This is a genomic window from Salininema proteolyticum (assembly GCF_042685645.1).
GTDB lineage: Bacteria > Actinomycetota > Actinomycetes > Mycobacteriales > Micromonosporaceae > Salininema > Salininema proteolyticum.
Window position 1 is genome coordinate 2,003,464 of record NZ_JBHUNX010000001.1, and the last position, 17,362, is coordinate 2,020,825.

The 17,362-nt window shown below is 63.3% G+C and carries 10 protein-coding genes and 3 rRNA genes; 5 read left to right on the plus strand and 8 right to left on the minus strand.

The window, feature by feature from the left end:
- Window positions 1–871: 871 nt before the first annotated feature.
- The 3 genes from rrf to ACFTE1_RS09380 all read right to left on the minus strand — a co-directional run bounded on the left by rrf (window position 872) and on the right by ACFTE1_RS09380 (window position 6,132).
- Window positions 872–988: ribosomal RNA gene (rrf, locus tag ACFTE1_RS09370) — 5S ribosomal RNA — on the minus strand.
- A gap of 129 nt (window positions 989–1,117) precedes the next feature.
- A 23S ribosomal RNA gene (locus ACFTE1_RS09375) occupies window positions 1,118–4,241 on the minus strand.
- A gap of 362 nt (window positions 4,242–4,603) precedes the next feature.
- A 16S ribosomal RNA gene (locus ACFTE1_RS09380) occupies window positions 4,604–6,132 on the minus strand.
- Together the 16S, 23S and 5S rRNA genes form the textbook arrangement of a ribosomal RNA operon.
- Before the next feature lie 1,389 nt (window positions 6,133–7,521).
- Between ACFTE1_RS09380 and ACFTE1_RS09385 the strand changes: the two genes are divergently transcribed.
- Together ACFTE1_RS09385 and ACFTE1_RS09390 are read left to right on the plus strand one after the other, a co-directional pair.
- The gene (locus ACFTE1_RS09385) at window positions 7,522–7,947 is read left to right on the plus strand and encodes an OsmC family peroxiredoxin (RefSeq protein ID WP_380623495.1); all 426 of its coding nucleotides are present in this window, start codon (window positions 7,522–7,524) and stop codon (window positions 7,945–7,947) included.
- A 231-nt stretch (window positions 7,948–8,178) separates the two neighbouring features.
- On the plus strand, window positions 8,179–9,477 hold the full coding sequence (locus ACFTE1_RS09390) for a KamA family radical SAM protein (RefSeq protein ID WP_380623493.1): 1,299 nt from the start codon (window positions 8,179–8,181) through the stop codon (window positions 9,475–9,477).
- 81 nt (window positions 9,478–9,558) lie between these two features.
- Here the strand turns inward: ACFTE1_RS09390 and ACFTE1_RS09395 are convergent, their stop codons facing one another.
- Complete coding sequence (locus tag ACFTE1_RS09395; protein ID WP_380623491.1) at window positions 9,559–10,323, minus strand: IclR family transcriptional regulator; 765 nt, start codon at window positions 10,321–10,323, stop codon at window positions 9,559–9,561.
- 298 nt (window positions 10,324–10,621) lie between these two features.
- On the opposite strand from ACFTE1_RS09395, the gene ACFTE1_RS09400 reads away from it, so the two are divergent.
- The 3 genes from ACFTE1_RS09400 to ACFTE1_RS09410 all read left to right on the plus strand — a co-directional run bounded on the left by ACFTE1_RS09400 (window position 10,622) and on the right by ACFTE1_RS09410 (window position 14,516).
- Window positions 10,622–11,365 (plus strand): MIP/aquaporin family protein, encoded by a 744-nt coding sequence (locus ACFTE1_RS09400; RefSeq protein ID WP_380623489.1) that lies wholly within the window; start codon window positions 10,622–10,624, stop codon window positions 11,363–11,365.
- Between the two features lie 31 nt (window positions 11,366–11,396).
- Window positions 11,397–12,896 (plus strand): glycerol kinase GlpK, encoded by a 1,500-nt coding sequence (gene glpK, locus ACFTE1_RS09405; protein WP_380623487.1) that lies wholly within the window; start codon window positions 11,397–11,399, stop codon window positions 12,894–12,896.
- Window positions 12,897–12,968: 72 nt separating this feature from the next.
- On the plus strand, window positions 12,969–14,516 hold the full coding sequence (locus ACFTE1_RS09410) for a glycerol-3-phosphate dehydrogenase/oxidase (RefSeq protein ID WP_380623485.1): 1,548 nt from the start codon (window positions 12,969–12,971) through the stop codon (window positions 14,514–14,516).
- 112 nt (window positions 14,517–14,628) lie between these two features.
- Here ACFTE1_RS09410 and ACFTE1_RS09415 read toward each other — a convergent pair whose 3' ends face one another.
- From ACFTE1_RS09415 to ACFTE1_RS09430, 4 genes are all read right to left on the minus strand, one after another.
- On the minus strand, window positions 14,629–15,300 hold the full coding sequence (locus ACFTE1_RS09415) for an HAD family hydrolase (protein ID WP_380623483.1): 672 nt from the start codon (window positions 15,298–15,300) through the stop codon (window positions 14,629–14,631).
- A gap of 52 nt (window positions 15,301–15,352) precedes the next feature.
- Window positions 15,353–16,024 (minus strand): HAD family hydrolase, encoded by a 672-nt coding sequence (locus tag ACFTE1_RS09420; protein WP_380623482.1) that lies wholly within the window; start codon window positions 16,022–16,024, stop codon window positions 15,353–15,355.
- A 51-nt stretch (window positions 16,025–16,075) separates the two neighbouring features.
- Complete coding sequence (locus ACFTE1_RS09425; RefSeq protein WP_380623480.1) at window positions 16,076–16,729, minus strand: HAD family hydrolase; 654 nt, start codon at window positions 16,727–16,729, stop codon at window positions 16,076–16,078.
- A gap of 72 nt (window positions 16,730–16,801) precedes the next feature.
- Window positions 16,802–17,359, minus strand: coding sequence for a thymidine kinase (locus ACFTE1_RS09430; protein WP_380623478.1), 558 nt, complete (start codon window positions 17,357–17,359; stop codon window positions 16,802–16,804).
- Window positions 17,360–17,362: the final 3 nt, after the last annotated feature.

A 17,362-nucleotide genomic window follows, 5' to 3' on the forward strand; every position in this document is an offset into this window, starting at 1 on the left:
CCACCGTGTGCCGTTTTGCGCCCTACCCTCGATCCGGCCCGCACATGATCGTCGACCGCTCCTTCGCCAATCACTGCTTCCTTGACCAGGCCGTCACTCGGACCCAGAAGTCGCCAACGGCGGTCAGACCGCTTCTACAATTCCCATTCCGTCCTTCATAGACATTCTTAAAGGGGACACATCCTCGAAGGCTTCCGCTTCCCTCTCCCCCGATTGAGTAGAGTCCCGGCTCGGGATCTTTGATCAGGACTTCACGGATCATGAGACGCTCGCCTCCATTAGGCGACCGACAAGATGAAGGAGCATCCTTTCAACGCCCAAGCAAACATCTACCACCGATCGCAGTCCCACAAAATCTGAACAGCTGCTTCCGCTAGGTCGTACTCGGGGCACTGTTGCCGTCTAGCGGTTTCGGTTCCTTGCTACATCGGAAGCGGCCCCGGCCAGTAAACTCGGCTTCGCCCTATATCTCGCGGTCCCCGGCCGGCGGCCCGGTTTCGACCGTGCCCTGGACGCAAAAAAAGGGGCCGGCCCCCAGAAGGAACCAACTCCAAAACCCTGCAACACGCGCCGGCACGACCACCAACCCCGAACCGCGAAACCGCACCGCACCGCACCGCACCGCACCGCACCGCACCGCACCGCACCGCACCCGGCTCGATACACCCGACAACACCCTGACCCGCAAACACGCCAAGACACCGCGAATGGGACACTCCCGAGCGTCCGAGACCCGTCGCCCCTCGCCCGACACACCCAGAAAAACAAAGGGGGGACACCCACCACCCTCACCCAAGTCCGGACACACGAAAAAGAGGGTTGCTCCTCCCCCTCTACCAAGGAAAGAAACAACCCTCAATCAATGTTTAATGTTTGGCGGCGACCTAATCTCCCACACCCTCTCGAGTGCAGTACCATCGGCGCAGGGAGCCTTAACAACCAGGTTCGGAATGGAACTGAGTGTACCCCTCCCGCTAACACCACCAAACAAACCCACGAGACACAAACATATCCTCGGGATCCGAGGTGTGCTGCCTCAGAATCATATAGCGTGCGTGAATATCCCGTTTAGCCATCTATCATCTCAACACCCACATGCAACCCCACGGGTTGAATATTGGTTAAGCCCTCGGTAATTAGTACCAGTCCACTCCACACCTCACGGCGCTTCCATGCCCAGCCTATCAACCCCATCATCTCTAGGGAACCTCACCAGCAATAATACTGACGGAGACCTCATCTCGAAGCACGCTTCCCACTTAGATGCTTTCAGCGGTTATCGCTCCCGAACGTAGCCAACCAGCCATGCCCCTGGCGGGACAACTGGCACACCAGCGGTTCGTCCATCCCGGTCCTCTCGTACTAGGGACAGCCCTCCATCAAATCTCCAACGCGCGCGGCGGATAGGGACCGAACTGTCTCACGACGTTCTAAACCCAGCTCGCGTGCCGCTTTAATGGGCGAACAGCCCAACCCTTGGGACCAACTCCAGCCCCAGGATGCGACGAGCCGACATCGAGGTGCCAAACCATCCCGTCGATATGGACTCTTGGGGAAGATCAGCCTGTTATCCCCGGGGTACCTTTTATCCGTTGAGCGACACCACACCCGTACGTTGATGCCGGATCACTAGCCCCAACTTTCGTTCCTGCTCGACCCGTCAGTCTCACAGTCAAGCACCCTTATACGCTTACACTCACCAACTGGTTTCCAACCAGCCCGAGGGCACCATTGAACGCCTCCGTTACCATTTAGGAGGCAACCGCCCCAGTTAAACTACCCACCAGGCACTGTCCCCCAACCCGATCAGGGCCGAAGGTTAGACACACCATTTAGCCAGAGCAGTATTTCACCAACGACTCCACCAACACTAGCGTGCCAGCTTCCCAGTCTCCTGCCTATCCTACACAAACCAAACAACATGCCAATACCAAGCTATAGTAAAGGTCCCGGGGTCTTTCCGTCCTGCCGCGCGAAACGAGCATCTTTACTCGTACTGCAATTTCGCCGAGCATATGGTTGAGACAGCAGGGGAATCGTTACGCCATTCGTGCAGGTCGGAACTTACCCGACAAGGAATTTCGCTACCTTAGGATGGTTATAGTTACCACCGCCGTTTACTGGCGCTTCAATTCACCACGACAGAATTACTTCTTAATGGATCCTCTTAACGTTCCAGCACCGGGCAGGCGTCAGTCCATATACATCACCTCACGGCTTAGCATGGACCTATGTTTTTAGTAAACAGTCGTTCCCCCCTGGCCTCTGCAACCCCCACCAGCTCACAGTCGCTTGACTACACCAGCAAGGGCCCTCCTTCTCCCGAAGTTACGGAGGCAATTTGCCGAATTCCTTAACCATACATAACTCGAACGCCTCAGTATACTCTACCTGACCACCAGTGTCGGTTTAGGGTACTGGCCGAACCACACTCGCTAGAGGCTTTTCTCGACACCACGGAATCACGGAATTCACTCAAAAGAACTATGCATCAGCGCTCACCCTCAATGTGCTCCGGATTTACCTAGAACACGGGCTACCACCTTACCCCGCCTAAACCACCAGACGGTACCGCTATCCCCATGCGTCACCCCATCACTACACTAACAACAGAAAGGACCCCAACCAGATCACGATAGAAAAGAACCGAAGCCCTCAACCACCAGTCACCAGCCAGTTAGCATAACTGCCTTCGCACAACACGTATGATTCGGGTACCGGAATATCAACCGGTTATCCATCAACTACGCCTCTCGGCCTCGCCTTAGGCCCAGACTAACCCAGAGCGGAACAACCGTCCTCTGGAACCCTTAGTCAATCGGCGGACCAGATTCTCACTGGCCTCACGCTACTCATGCCTGCATTCTCACTCGCACACACTCCACGGACACACCCTAACGGGCTAGCTCACGCTTCCGCTTCCCCGCATGTACGACGCTCCCCTACCCAACGCCCGACTCACAAGTGAATCAGACTTTGCTACGGCTTCGGCGGTGCACTTCAGCCCCGCTACATTATCGGCGCTCAACCACTCGACCAGTGAGCTATTACGCACTCTTTCAAGGATGGCTGCTTCTAAGCCAACCTCCTGGCTGTCAACGCGATCAAACATCCTTTTCCACTCAGCACACCCTTAGGGGCCTTAGCCGGTAATCAGGGCTGTTTCCCTCTCGACAATCGATCTTCTCACCGACAGTCTCACTGCCAACCATGAATAATGGCATTCGAAGTTTAACTCGAGTCAGTAACCAACACGGCCCATTCCCGAATCAGAGCCCTACCACCACTACACATAAACATTGACGCTGTACCTAAATACATTTCGGGGAGAACCAGCTATCACGGAGTTTGATTGGCCTTTCACCCCTACCCACACCTCATCCCCCCAATTTGCAACTTAGGTGGGTTCGGGCCTCCACACGCTCTTACACGCGCTTCACCCTGGACATGGGTAGATCACCCCGCTTCGGGTCTAGAACACACAACTCAACGCCCTATTCAGACTCGCTTTCGCTCCAGCTACCCCACAACAGGTTAACTTCGCTGCATACCCTAACTCGCAGGCTCATTCTTCAAAAGGCACGCCATCACCCACCCGACAAGCAAAAACTCATCGCCAGGCTCTGACGGATTACAGGCACACGGTTTCAAGCACTATTTCACTCCCCTCCCGGGGTACTTTTCACCATTCCCTCACGGTACTCATCCACTATCGGTCACCAAACCTCTTTAGGCTTACCAGACGGTCCTGGCAGATTCACACAAGGCTCCACGAACCCCGCACTACTCGAGCATCAGACCCGAACCCATGAACATTCCTTCGCCTACGGGACTATCACCCACTACGGTCGGCTTTCCCACACCATTCGACTAAAACATCCACAGAGAACCTGTTCCCGGCAGGAAACAACGATCCAACCTCACAACCCCGCATCCGCAACAGCTGCCGCCTTGACACGAACACGGTTTAGCCTCCTCCGCTTTCGCTCGCCACTACTCACGGAATCACTATTGTTTTCTCCACAGCAGGTACTAAGATGTTTCACTTCCCCACCACACCACTACTCGCCCTATACATTCAAGCGAGAGCAACCGACCACCAAGCCGGCTAGGTTACCCCATTCGGAAACCCTGGGATCAACGCCCTGTTGACAACTCCCCCAGGAATATCGCAGCCTCACACGTCCTTCATCGGTCATTTGGCACCAAGGCATCCACCATGCGCCCTCATTAACTTAACCAACACACACAGGTGTCAATCAGATAGAAAACATAAAGACACTCACGCACACTATACAAATCTCAAACAACACACCAGCCCGAACCCTCCACCACACACGCGGCTTCAGAAACAGACCAGGCTCCGAGACGTATTGCCTCAGAACCTAAACAGGGTGCCAGCACCAGAAGAAAACACAAAGTACTCTCTCACTGATGCTGAAGGATAATCAACGTACGTCTTGCTCTGACACACCAAAAAAACATTCAGTCTTACACACCCCGAACACTCACAGAGACAACCGAATGTCACCTCTTCAACGATCGGGATGGTCGGAAACCAACAGTTACTAAAACTTCACCGTAGCCTCCATAGACTCCTTAGAAAGGAGGTGATCCAGCCGCACCTTCCGGTACGGCTACCGTTACGACTTCGTCCTAATCGCCAGCCCCACCTTCGACCGCTCCTCCCCACAAGGGGTTAGGCCGCAGGCTTCGGGTGTTGCCAACTTTCATGACGTGACGGGCGGTGTGTACAAGGCCCGGGAACGCATTCACCGCAGCGTTGCTGATCTGCGATTACTAGCGACTCCACCTTCATCGAGTCGAGTTGCAGACTCGAATCCGAACCAAGACCGGCTTTACAGAGATTCGCTCCACCTCACGGTATCGCTGCCCGCTGTACCGGCCAATGTAGCATGCGTGAAGCCCTGGACATAAGGGGCATGATGACTTGACCTCATCCCCACCCTCCTCCGGTTTAACACCGGCAGTCTCCCGCAAGTCCCCACCATTACGTGCTGGCAATACAGGATAAGGGTTGCGCTCGTTGCGGGACTTAACCCAACATCTCACGACACGAGCTGACGACAGCCATGCACCACCTGTCACCCAGTCCGAAGAAACCACTATCTCTAGCAGCGTCCGGGTGATGTCAAACCCAGGTAAGGTTCTTCGCGTTGCATCGAATTAATCCGCATGCTCCGCCGCTTGTGCGGGCCCCCGTCAATTCCTTTGAGTTTTAGCCTTGCGACCGTACTCCCCAGGCGGGGCGCTTAATGCGTTAGCTACGGCACAGAGCAGAAAAACCACCCCACACCTAGCGCCCACCGTTTACAGCATGGACTACCAGGGTATCTAATCCTGTTCGCTCCCCATGCTTTCGCTCCTCAGCGTCAGTACAAGCCCAGAGATCCGCCTTCGCCACCGGTGTTCCTCCACATATCTGCGCATTCCACCGCTACACGTAGAATTCCAATCTCCCCTACTTGCCTCAAGCCTGCCCGTATCCACCGCAAAACCCCAGTTAAGCCGAGGCCTTTCACGGCAGACGCGACAAGCCGCCTACGAGCCCTTTACGCCCAATAAATCCGGACAACGCTCGCGCCCTACGTCTTACCGCGGCTGCTGGCACGTAGTTAGCCGGCGCTTATTCAAACACTACCGTCAACACAGCAAAAACCATGCCTTCGTCATGAATAAAAGGAGTTTACAATCCGAAAACCGTCATCCTCCACGCGGCGTCGCTGCATCAGGCTTCCGCCCATTGTGCAATATTCCCCACTGCTGCCTCCCGTAGGAGTCTGGGCCGTATCTCAGTCCCAATGTGACCGGCCGCCCTCTCAGGCCGGCTACCCGTCGCCGTCTTGGTAGGCCACTACCCCACCAACAAACTGATAGGCCGCAAGCCCCTCCCAGGCCGAAAAAACTTTCCACACCAGACCATGCGATCCGATGTCATATCCGGTATTAGCCACCGTTTCCAATGGTTATCCCAGAGCCTAGGGCAGGTTACTCACGTGTTACTCACCCGTTCGCCACTCGAGTACCCCCGAAGGGGCCTTTCCGTTCGACTTGCATGTGTGAAGCACGCCGCCAGCGTTCGTCCTGAGCCAGGATCAAACTCTCCAACAAAAAACTAATAAATTCGCAATCGCAAAGCAACGCAAAATAACCAGTGTGTCGAAGCGATACCTGACCGATTCTTGTAAATAAAGAAATCAACAGTCAAATACAAACCATGAACCCACCAGAAACCCGAAAGCCCCCAGCAAATCCAATGGCCCGCACGCTGACCATCCAAACACCCTGTTCAGTTCTCAAACAACACGCCACAACCAAAGTCCATCAAAACCCTTTGACTTTCCCCGATCGGAGCAACCCGTAAACCTTAACACTCGCAAAAACCCTGTCCGCGAAGGGGGTTCGTAACCCCGATCACAGTGAAGATCAACTTCAAGGCAACCAATGCTCAAGCATCAAAGCTCTGGGAGTCCCGCAGATGTCGGATCGCGCCACACCTTAGAACAAGAAGTTCAAGTGGTTGTCGTCGAAACTCTCGACCATCTCTCCGGCCTCGACCGTTTCGGTCTTGTCCGTTCCCTCGCGGGCAAGAACTAATATACACCCACCCGCAAACCCCCGTCAACGGGGGGTCGGATTGCGCGTGTCACTGGACGTATCTCCTGGTCAAAAGCGTTGGGGCACCGGGATTACCGATTGCGAGCATCGGATGAGCGGCATGCGCGGTAGCCGGGCTGCCATGAACGAGGACGGCTCGACGCACCGCTGACGGCGTGAGGAGGGGACAGCTGGCCGTTCGAAGACGGCGGGTGAGGAGAGGAAGAGGAACAGGGGAGGTGCCGGACGTAGCCACGGAGAAAAGGAGCCGTGCGCAGTGGGTGCGAGGGCCGTCCGGGGCCGAGCGGACTCGGGGGTACGGCTTCGAACGACGGTGGAGAGTAATAGGTGGGGAGTGGAGAGCGGGGGATCCGTCGCTTCTGACCGGCCCCGCGGGACCCCGGGTGCCCGCTCAGGGCCACGGCCGTCTGCATTATGCCGATCAAGGAGCCGGGGTGACCGACGGAGGGAGGTATCCGGTCCCCGTATTGGAGGAGCGGTGCGAGTACTGAACGGTGGAGAGAGGAGTACCTCTCGCCCGTCTCGTGGATTGAACTGTGCTCCCTCTCCGTACGACAACAGAGCGGAAGACTCCGTGCGGCAACGCAGCGGAAATCGCTGCCGGGGCCGGACGGCCGGCGGTGGCCGGGGCGGTCCCGAACCGACGGCAGTAGCCGGTGTACTCGGCTCGACGTCTCTCCGGTCGGAGCGACCTCGCGGCCCATCTTCACCCGTACGGCGTAGAGAACATGTGGCGACGAGAGTGACGACGCGATCCGCATTCCCGTGAAAGGCCCGCGCCCGGGGCGCGGGCACCTATGCTCAGGCGGGGAGACCGCCGCTGCCCGGCTGAGGCCGGCGGGCTCCTCGAACCATTCCAACGCAGAGGAAGAGGAACGCACAATGCCGGTAATCCGCAACGCGCGCACCCACTGGACCGGAAGCCTCGAGGACGGGGGCGGCAAGACGGCGTTCGTGTCGTCGGGCCTGCCCGACGTAGACGTGACATGGGCGTCGAGGGCGAATGACCCCGACGGCAAGACCAGCCCCGAAGAACTGATCGCCGCGGCTCACGCGACCTGCTACTCGATGGCCCTCTCACACGGCCTGACGGGCGCCGGCTTCCCGCCGGACAGCATCGACACGCAGGCGAGCGTAGAGTTCACCCCGGGGACCGGAATCACCGGAATCACCCTGGTGTGCGAGGCCTCGGTCCCCAGGATCGACCTGGACGCGTTCACCGACATCGCCGACAAGACCAAGGACGGCTGCCCGGTCAGCCAGGCCCTGAAAGCGGTGCCCATCAGCCTCGAGGCGACCTTGCGTTAAGATCGGCGATAAGCTTGCGAAATACTGTTTTGTGGGAGAGTGACCGAATTGCGCCGGAGCGTGGCTCCGCGGACCGGGGTGTGGCAGAAATAGCCCGTGCGCTTGGTGTTCCGAAATTTCGCTCCTCTGTTTGAAATGATGTTTCGCGTTGCTACAAGCGACGGCCGGGGGACCTTCGGGGACCCCGGTCCCATGCCCGATATTCGTACGATGTGAGGAGGCGAGACCGCCATGACCGAAGAAAGCCAAGGTCGGCGTTTCCGTGCCTATACCGACCGCCACCTGGACGAGCTGCTCAAAAAGGCTCCATTGAGCGAGGAGCAGCGGCTTCGCACCAGGGCGGTTTCCTCCGTCCTGCCCTTCCGCACCAACGCCTACGTCGTCGATGAGCTCATCGACTGGGACAACGCCCTGGATGATCCCATGTTCCGTCTGGTGTTCCCGCAAGAGGACATGCTGCCCAAGGAGGACGTGGACCGTCTCGCGGACCTGCTCCGCAAAGAGGCTCCGAAGAAGGAGATCCTCCCGGTCGCCAACGAGATCCGCTACCGGCTCAACCCCCACCCGGCCGGACAGATCCAGCTCAACATCCCGAAGAACAAGGCCGCCGAGGAAGACGCCGTCGACGGCATCCAGCACAAGTACAACGAGACGGTGCTCTTCTTCCCGCAGCAGGGCCAGACCTGCCACGCCTACTGCACCTACTGCTTCCGCTGGGCGCAGTTCGTGGGCATCGCGGACCTGAAGATCGCCAACAACGACGTCGCCGAGATGACCGGCTACGTGGCCCGCCACCCGGAGGTCTCGTCGGTGCTGATGACCGGCGGCGACCCGATGATCATGGGCGAGCCGGTGCTGAGCCGCTACATCGACCCGCTGCTGGAGATCGACCACGTCGAGTCGATCCGCATCGGTTCGAAGGCCCTGGCCTACTGGCCGCAGCGCTTCGTGACCGACCCGGACGCCGACGCCACGCTGAAGCTGTTCGAGAAGGTCGTCAAGTCCGGTCGCAACCTGGCGTTCATGGCGCACTTCTCGCACCAGCGCGAGATGGAGTCGGAGATCGTGCAGGAGGCGGTGCAGCGCATCCTCGACACCGGCGCGACCATCCGCACCCAGGCCCCGCTGATCCGGACGATCAACGACGACGCCGAAGAGTGGGCCGGCATGTGGAAGACCCAGCACAAGATGGGCATGATCCCCTACTACATGTTCGTCGAGCGCGACACGGGCCCGCAGGACTACTTCTCCGTGCCGCTGTGGCGCGCGTGGGAGATCTACCGCGACGCGCTGAGCCAGGTCTCCGGCCTGTGCCGCACGGTGCGCGGCCCGTCGATGTCGGCCACGCCCGGCAAGGTCACCGTGGACGGCGTCACCGAGATCAACGGCGAGAAGGTCTTCGCCCTGCGCCTGCTGCAGGCGCGGAACCCCGACCTGGTCGGGCGCCCGTTCTTCGCGAAGTACAGCGAGGACGCGGTGTGGGTGGACCACCTCAAGCCCGCGTTCGCGGACAAGTTCCCCTGGGAGTAACCGGGGATCGATAAGGTGAGCAGGGGCGGCCCGAGGGCCGCCCCTTTTTTCGCGTGTGAACGCGCCTCCCGGTTCGAAGGCTCAGGCGTGGGGGATGAAGCCCAGCTCGCGGGAGATCGCCCGGGCGGAGTCGCGGACGTAGGAGACGAGGTCCATGCGCGACCGCCCGTCGGTGCAGGTGCGTTCGACGGCGCCGGTGATGGCGATGGCCCCGACGACGATGCCCTGGCGGTCGCGGATGGGCGCGGCGATGGAGGTCTCGCCGACGATGTACTCCTCGATCTCGTCGGCCCAGCCCTGCGAGCGGATGCGGGCCACCTCGTCGGTGAGTTCCTCGGTCGAGGCGACCGTCCGGGGCGTGTAGGGGGTCGCCTTCTCGGCGATCTCCTCGGGGAGGACGCCGCCGTAGGCCATGAGGATCTTGCCGATGGCGGTGGCGTGCAGGGGAAGCAGTTCTCCCACGGTCAGGGTCTGGTAGGTGTCGTCGGGTCGGAAGACGTGGTGGACGACGAGTGCGTGGTGGTGGTGGAGGGTGGCGATGCGGACGGATTCACGGGAGCGGGCGGCGAGCGCGTCGGACCAGTTAATGGCCTTTTGGCGCAGCTCGTTGCCGTCGAGGTACCGCGCGCCGACGTGGAGGAGTCCGGGGCCGAGTCCGTATCGGGAGGTCTCGGTGTCCTGGTCGACGAAGTCGACGGACTGGAGGGTCCGGAGGATGCCGACGACCGTGGGTTTGGGGAGGTCGAGGGCGGCGGAGATTTCGGCGAGGGTGTAGGGCTGCGTGCCCCGGGCCAGCAGTTTCAGGATCTCGGCGGCGCGCTCGATGCTTTGGATGTACTTGGCCACGCCTCCAAGGATAACGGCTCGTGGTGAGATTCGTTCGGCACTGTCGAATGGGTGTGGCGTAGTCGAGGTTCTGTGTGGTTTGATGGTGGGAAGTCTCGGAACCAGCGCACGGGCGTTTAGATTTTGTTGCCGTTTCGTAATATTTCAGCCTTGCCGAATGCCGTAGGACTCCATTAACATTTCCCTTATGCGTTCGACATTATCGAATGTTGTTCGGCTTTGAGACCGGTGCCCGACCCCGCGGAACGGAATCGAAGCCGTCGGTTGTCCTCTTCCAACGACAAAGGAGTGGTCGGAGATGGAGTATTTGGCCGAGTTCATCGGCACCGCGATCCTGATCCTGCTCGGCAACGGCGTGGTCGCCGGTGCCGTCCTCAAGAAGTCCAAGGCCGAGAACGGCGGATGGGTCCTCATCACGCTCGGCTGGGGCCTCGCGGTCGCCATGGCCGTCTACGCCGTGGGCAGCATCAGCGGCGCTCACATCAACCCCGCCGTCACCATCGGGCTGGCCAGCATCGGCGAGTTCGACTGGGCGATGGTCCCCGGATACCTGGGAGCTCAGATCCTCGGCGCCATGACCGGCGCGCTGCTGGTCTTCCTCACCTACTACAAGCACTGGGAGGCCACCGACGACTCGGACGTCAAGCTGGCCCCCTACTCGACCTCCCCGGCTATCAAGTCCAAGCCGTGGAACCTCGTCACCGAGGTCGTCGGCACCTTCATGCTCGTCTTCGGCGTCCTCGCGATCGGCGCCAACGGCGAGCACATCGACGGCGTGGACCTGCAGTCGGCCTATGCCACCGGCACCGCGCCGCTGCTGACCGGCCTCCTGGTCGTCGCCATCGGCATGAGTCTCGGCGGGCCGACCGGTTACGCGATCAACCCGGCGCGCGACCTCGGACCCCGTATCATGCACGCCGTGCTGCCCATCCCGGGCAAGGGCGGCTCGGAATGGGCCTATGCCTGGGTCCCCGTCGTCGGCCCCGTGGTGGGCGGCGTGGCGGGAGCGCTGGTGTGGCAGGCCACCGGATTCGCACTCTAGCCACTGACTTTTCAAGGATGAGAGGTAACCAATGCCGAAGTACTACATAGCCGCGATCGACCAGGGAACGTCGTCTAGCCGGTGCATCATCTTCGACCACTCCGGGGCGATCGTCTCCGTGGCGCAGAAGGAGCACCGCCAGATCTACCCGAAGCCCGGCTGGGTCGAGCACGACGCGGTCGAGATCCGCGACAATGTGCAGGACGTGGTGCAGGAGGCGCTCGACAAGCTCGGCGTGACCACCAAGCACCTGTCGGCCATCGGCATCACCAACCAGCGCGAGACGACGCTGATCTGGGACAAGAAGACCGGCGAGCCGGTGCACAACGCGCTGGTCTGGCTGGACACCCGCACGGCGGACATCGTCCACGAGCTGGCGGGGGAAGAGGGCAACGACCGCTTCCGCGACAAGTGCGGGCTGCCGCTGTCGACGTACTTCTCGGGTCCGAAGATCCGCTGGCTGCTGGACAATGTGGAGGGTCTGCGCGAGCGCGCCGAGGCCGGCGAGGTCGTGTTCGGGACCATGGACTCCTGGGTCATCTGGAACCTGACCGGCGGGAAGCACGTCATCGACGTGACCAACGCCAGCCGGACGATGCTGATGAACCTCGAGACCATGCAGTGGGACGACGAGATCCTCGAGGCCATGGGCATTCCGCGGGCGATCCTGCCGGAGATCCGCTCCTCGGCCGAGATCTACGGCGAGGGAACCGGTTCGCTCGAGGGCGTCCCGGTCGCCTCGGCGCTGGGCGACCAGCAGGCGGCCCTGTTCGGCCAGACCTGCTTCTCCCCCGGCGAGGCCAAGAACACCTACGGCACGGGTTCGTTCATGCTGCTCAACACCGGTGAGGAGCCGGTGATGAGCGCGCGGGGCTCGCTGACGACCGTGGCCTACAAGATCGGCGACCAGCCGGTCCACTACGCCCTGGAGGGTTCGATCGCGGTGGCCGGGGCCCTGGTGCAGTGGCTGCGCGACAACCTGGGGCTGATCAACTCCGCTCCGGAGATCGAGACGCTGGCGCGGACGGTGGAGGACAACGGGGGCTGCTATATCGTCCCGGCGTTCTCCGGCCTGTTCGCCCCGCACTGGAGGGACGACGCGCGCGGCGTGATCGTGGGTCTCACGGGGTACATCGAGAAGGGGCACATCGCGCGGGCGGCCCTGGAGTCGGCCGTGTGGCAGACCAAGGACGTCGCCGACGCGATGGAGAAGGAGTCCGGCGTCGATCTGACCGAGTTGAAGGTCGACGGCGGCATGACGGCCAACAACCTGCTCATGCAGGACCTGGCCGACGTGCTGGACGCTCCGGTGGTGCGGCCGATGGTCGCGGAGACGACCTGTCTGGGCGCGGCCTACGCCGCCGGCCTGGCCGTGGGGTACTGGAACGACCTCGACGAGCTGCGGGACAACTGGCACAAGGCCGCCGAGTGGACTCCGTCGATGGACGCCGAGCGCCGCAAGAGCGAGCACCGGCAGTGGTCCAAGGCCGTCGAGCGGTCGCTCGGCTGGGTGGACCGCGCGGAGTCCTAGCACCCCGGACTCCTACCGCCGCAACGAACACCGCCACAGCGAACACCTAAGCAAGGAACGGAAGGGGACGACATGGAACCCGTGGCAGACCAGCAGAGGGGCATCCTCCGCGCCGGTATCGGACACGGATCGTTCGACGTACTCATCATCGGCGGGGGAATCCTGGGGATCTCCGCCGCCTGGACCGCGGCGCGCTCGGGACTGCGCGTGGCGCTGGTCGACAAGGGCGACTTCGCCGGGGCCACTTCGACCGCCTCGTCGAAGCTCGTGCACGGCGGGCTGCGTTACATGGCCATGGGCCAGGTGGGGCTCGTCCGCGAGAACCACCAGGCGCGCCGGGAGCTGGCCGACTACCTGGCTCCGCATCTGGTGAGGCCGCTTCCGTTCATGGTGCCGCTGTACAAGGGCGGGCCGCACGGCAAGGCCGCCATCGGCGCGGGCGTGGTGCTGTACTCGGCGCTCTCCCGGTTCGGCGACGGTATGGGCCGGCTGGTCAACCCGGCCAAGTCCCGCCAGGCGGTGCCGGCGTTGAAGACGTCGGGGCTCAAGGGTTCGGGCAAGTACTGGGACCACCAGATGAACGACGGGCGCCTGGCCGTCACGGTCGCGCGGGCGGCGGTGGAGGCCGGGGCGGTCATCCTCAACCACACCGAGGTCACCGGGCTGCGGTTCCAGGACGGGCAGGTGCGCGGCGCCGAGTTGCGCGACCGTTTGGACGGAACCGAGTACGGCGTCTCGGCGTCGGTGGTGGTGAACACGTCGGGGCCGTGGGTGGACCACTTGCGGCGCATGGAGGACCCGGACGCGAAGCCGAGCATCCGGCTGTCGAAGGGCGCCCACGTGGTGGTGAAGCGCAAGCAGCACTGGCGGGCGGCCGTCACCACGCCGATCGACGACGTGCGGGTGTCCTTCGCGATCCCGTGGGAGGGCCACCTTCTGCTGGGGACGACGGACGAGGACTACCAGGGCGACCCGTCCCAGGTGCGCGCCACCGACGCCGACGTCGACCAGATCCTGGACGAGGCGAGCTTCTCGCTGGGCGGTGAGCAGCTGCGCCGGGAGGACATCACCTACAGGTTCGCGGGTCTGCGGGTGCTGCCGATGGGCGACGGCGACACCAAGAACGCCGCCCGCGAGACGGTGGTGACCGTCGGCAAGGGCGGCATGGTCTCCGTGGCCGGCGGCAAGTGGACGACCTTCGTCCACATCGGCACGAAGATCTACGAGGCCGTCCGCGACCGCCTTCCCGGCGGCCCGCCCGCCGTCGGTCCGGCCCCGTTGCCCGGAGCCGCGGATCCGGCGCTGGTCGACCGGGTCCTGCGCAACTCCCACCCGGACCTGGACGAGGACATAGTGGCGCACCTGTCGCGCCACTACGGCACCCTCAGCCACCAGGTGCTGGCGCTCGGGGAGTCCGACCCGTCGCTGCTGGAGCGCATCCACCCCGACGGCCCGGACATCTGGGCGCAGGCGGTCTGGGCGGCGCGCCAGGAGTGGGCGCACACCACCGAGGACGTGCTGCGGCGCCGGACGACGGTGATGATCCGCGGCCTCGACACCGAGGAGGTGCGCCGGCGGACCGCCGAGCTGATCTCCGAGACGGAGCTCGTCGACGCCTGAACGGCGGCGACTGCTGAGTGAAAGGGCGGGTGCCTCCCATGTGGGAGGCACCCGCCCTTTCAGTGTGCGGAGTCCGTTCGCAGCCGCGGCGCGCGGAAGTCGGCCCGTGCGGTCACGCGGCCCGGTAGGACATGGCGAACAGGTCGGAGAGGCGGTAGCGGTCGAGCGGTCCGGTGCGTTCCAGGCCCAGTTCGGGAGGCGGCGGGACCGGGGAGGGCACGGCCACGACGTTGGCGCCGGCGGCCACGGCCGCTCGGATGCCCGTCGGCGAGTCCTCCAGCACGAGCGCGTCGGCGGGGTCGACGCCCAGCTTCTCGGCGGCCCTCAGGTAGGGCTGGGGGTCCGGTTTGGGGCGCTCGATGTCGCTGGAGGTGACGGTGAGGTCGAAGTGGCCGCGTCCGATGTGCGGCAGGAGGTGCTCGGTCAGCTCCCGGTTGGTGGAGGTGACCAGCGCCTGGGGGATTCCGGCCGCGGCCGCCTCGCGGAGCATGTCCTGCGCGCCGGCGAGGTGTGCGACGCCCCGCTGGAACTTGGCGGTGATGCGGGTGTTGAACTGCACGCGCATCCACTCGTAGTTCTCGGCGTCGGGCTCCAGACCGGAGGCGTCGAGCATGATGGGGATGGAGCCGCTCTCGGAGGATCCGACCATGCTGTGGCGGATCTCGGAGGTCATCGCCCGGCCGTGCTCGGCGAGGATCTCCTCCATCACCTCGTCCCACAGCGGCTCGGTGTCGATGAGGGTGCCGTCCATGTCCCACAGAAGGGCCTTCGGAATATCGTTCACGCCCTCCAGGCTACGTGCGGCTCCTTGGGCGGGAAGGGCCTTGAGGGAGGCCTCACACAGCCGGCGCGCGGTAGGCCAGCGCCGGGAGGTCGGCCAGCCGGTAGTGGTCCAGGCTCCTGACGCGCAGCAGCGGGTGCTCCTCGGGCAGCGGAGCCGAGGAGGGCACCGCGATCACGCCGGCCCCGGCGGCGAGCGCCGAGCGGATGCCGGAGGCGGAGTCCTCGATGGCCAGGGTTTCGGTGACGGGGACGCCGATCAGCTCTCCGGCCTTCCGGTAGGGCGCGGGGTGGGGTTTGGGGTGGTCGACGTCGACGGGGGTGACGATGTGCTCGAAGCGGCGGCGTCCGATGCTCTCCAGGAGGATGTCGGTGAGGTCGGGGGACGTGGAGGTGACCAGGACTTGGGGGATGCCCTTGGCGTCGGCCTCCTCGAGGAGGCCGACGGCGCCGGGCATGAGGGGGACGCCGGCGGAGAAGGCGGTGACGACGTGGGCCTTGATGCGGGCCCTGACTTGGTCGGCGTGTTCGGGTCCGAGCCCGGCGGCCTGGAGGATCAGGGGGATGACGACGCTACCGGGGGCGCCGACCATCTGGTGGCGGAGCTCGTCTGAGTGGTCGACGCCGTGGTCGGCCAGGAAGGCCGCGGTGGCGTCGTCCCACAGGGGCTCGGTGTCGACGAGGGTGCCGTCCATGTCCCAGAACAGGGCCTCCGGAAAATCGTTCACGTCCTCTAGGTTACGTGGCGACTCGCTCCTCCGCAGGTGCGGTGTCCGTCGTCACCCCGTGGCGAGGAGCTCGTCCAGCGCGGTGTCCTCCAGGGTGGTGCGCCGGTGGAGGCGGGGGTGGTCGTCCAGGTCGAGGGCGTCGTTGACGGCCAGGACGCGGGCGCCGGCGGCGAGGCCGGCCCTGACTCCCGAGTGAGAGTCCTCGACGACCAGCGCGCTCGCGGGGTCGGCGCCGAGGGCCTCGGCGGCCCGCAGGTAGGGCTCGGGGTGCGGTTTGGGCGAGGCGACCTCCGTGAAGGTGATGGTGAAGGCGAAGTGGCCGCGTCCGATGTGCGGCAGGATCAGGTCGGTGACCTCCCTGACCGACGAGGTGACCAGGGCCTGGGGTATGCCGCGCTCACTCGCTTCGCGGAGGATCCCGGCGGCGCCGGGCATGAGGGGGACGTCTTCGGCGAAGCGGGCGCGGGCCTTCTCGTTCATCTGGTCGCGCACCAGGTCGGTGTGCTCGGTCCCGAGTCCCGTCTCGCGCAGGACGAGGTCGATGGCCTGGCGTTCGGCGCAGTAGGCCAGGCGGGAGCGGATTTCGGACCGGAGGGGGACGCCGAGCGAGGAGAGGACCTCGCCCCAGACCCCTGCCCAGATCGGGGCGGTGTCGACGAGGGTGCCGTCCATGTCCCACAGGAGGGTTCGCGGTTGGATCGTCATGCGGGGACAGTCTACCGTCCGGGTGCGACGGGACGGGGAGGCCCGCCGGTGTGGCGCGGCCGGGGCCAGGTCTCAGGCGAGTCCGGCGCGGTGGTGCTTGCGGCAGAGGACGGTGTAGGAGTCCATGTCGCCGATCTCGACGACGTCGCCGCTGAAGACCATGACGCCGTCGCGGACGCGGGCGTTCTGGGTGCCTTTGGCGCCGCACCAGCAGCGGACGGGGACGGGCAGCTCCTCGACGCGGTCGGCCAGTTCGAGCAGGCGGGCGGAGGCGGGGAAGAGGCGGCCGAGGAAGTCGGTCTTGAGGCCGAAGGCGTAGACGTCGATGCCGAGGCCGTCCACGGCGTCGGCCAGGTGGTTGATCTGCTTGGGGGCCTGGAGGAACTGCACCTCGTCGACGACCACGTAGGAGGGTTTGAGGTCGGCGAGCTCGTCGTAGACGTCGAGGTCGGGGGCGACCTCGCGGGCCTCGTGGGAGAGCCCTATGCGGCTGGAGATCATTCCCGTGCCGGAGCGGTCCTGGCAGGTGTAGAGGACGCCGTCACCGCCGAGGGAGTGGTGGTACTGGAGGGCGAGGGTGGACTTTCCGGCGTCCATGACGCCGAGGTACGCGACGAGTTCGTGAGACACGGT

Coding starts and splice junctions, on each gene's coding strand:
- ACFTE1_RS09385 (WP_380623495.1), top strand. CDS start 7,522: ATGCCGGTAATCCGCAACGCGCGCACCCACTGGACCGGAAGCCTCGAG.
- ACFTE1_RS09410 (WP_380623485.1), top strand. CDS start 12,969: ATGGAACCCGTGGCAGACCAGCAGAGGGGCATCCTCCGCGCCGGTATC.
- ACFTE1_RS09390 (WP_380623493.1), top strand. CDS start 8,179: ATGACCGAAGAAAGCCAAGGTCGGCGTTTCCGTGCCTATACCGACCGC.
- ACFTE1_RS09425 (WP_380623480.1), bottom strand. CDS start 16,729: ATGACGATCCAACCGCGAACCCTCCTGTGGGACATGGACGGCACCCTC.
- ACFTE1_RS09400 (WP_380623489.1), top strand. CDS start 10,622: ATGGAGTATTTGGCCGAGTTCATCGGCACCGCGATCCTGATCCTGCTC.
- glpK (WP_380623487.1), top strand. CDS start 11,397: ATGCCGAAGTACTACATAGCCGCGATCGACCAGGGAACGTCGTCTAGC.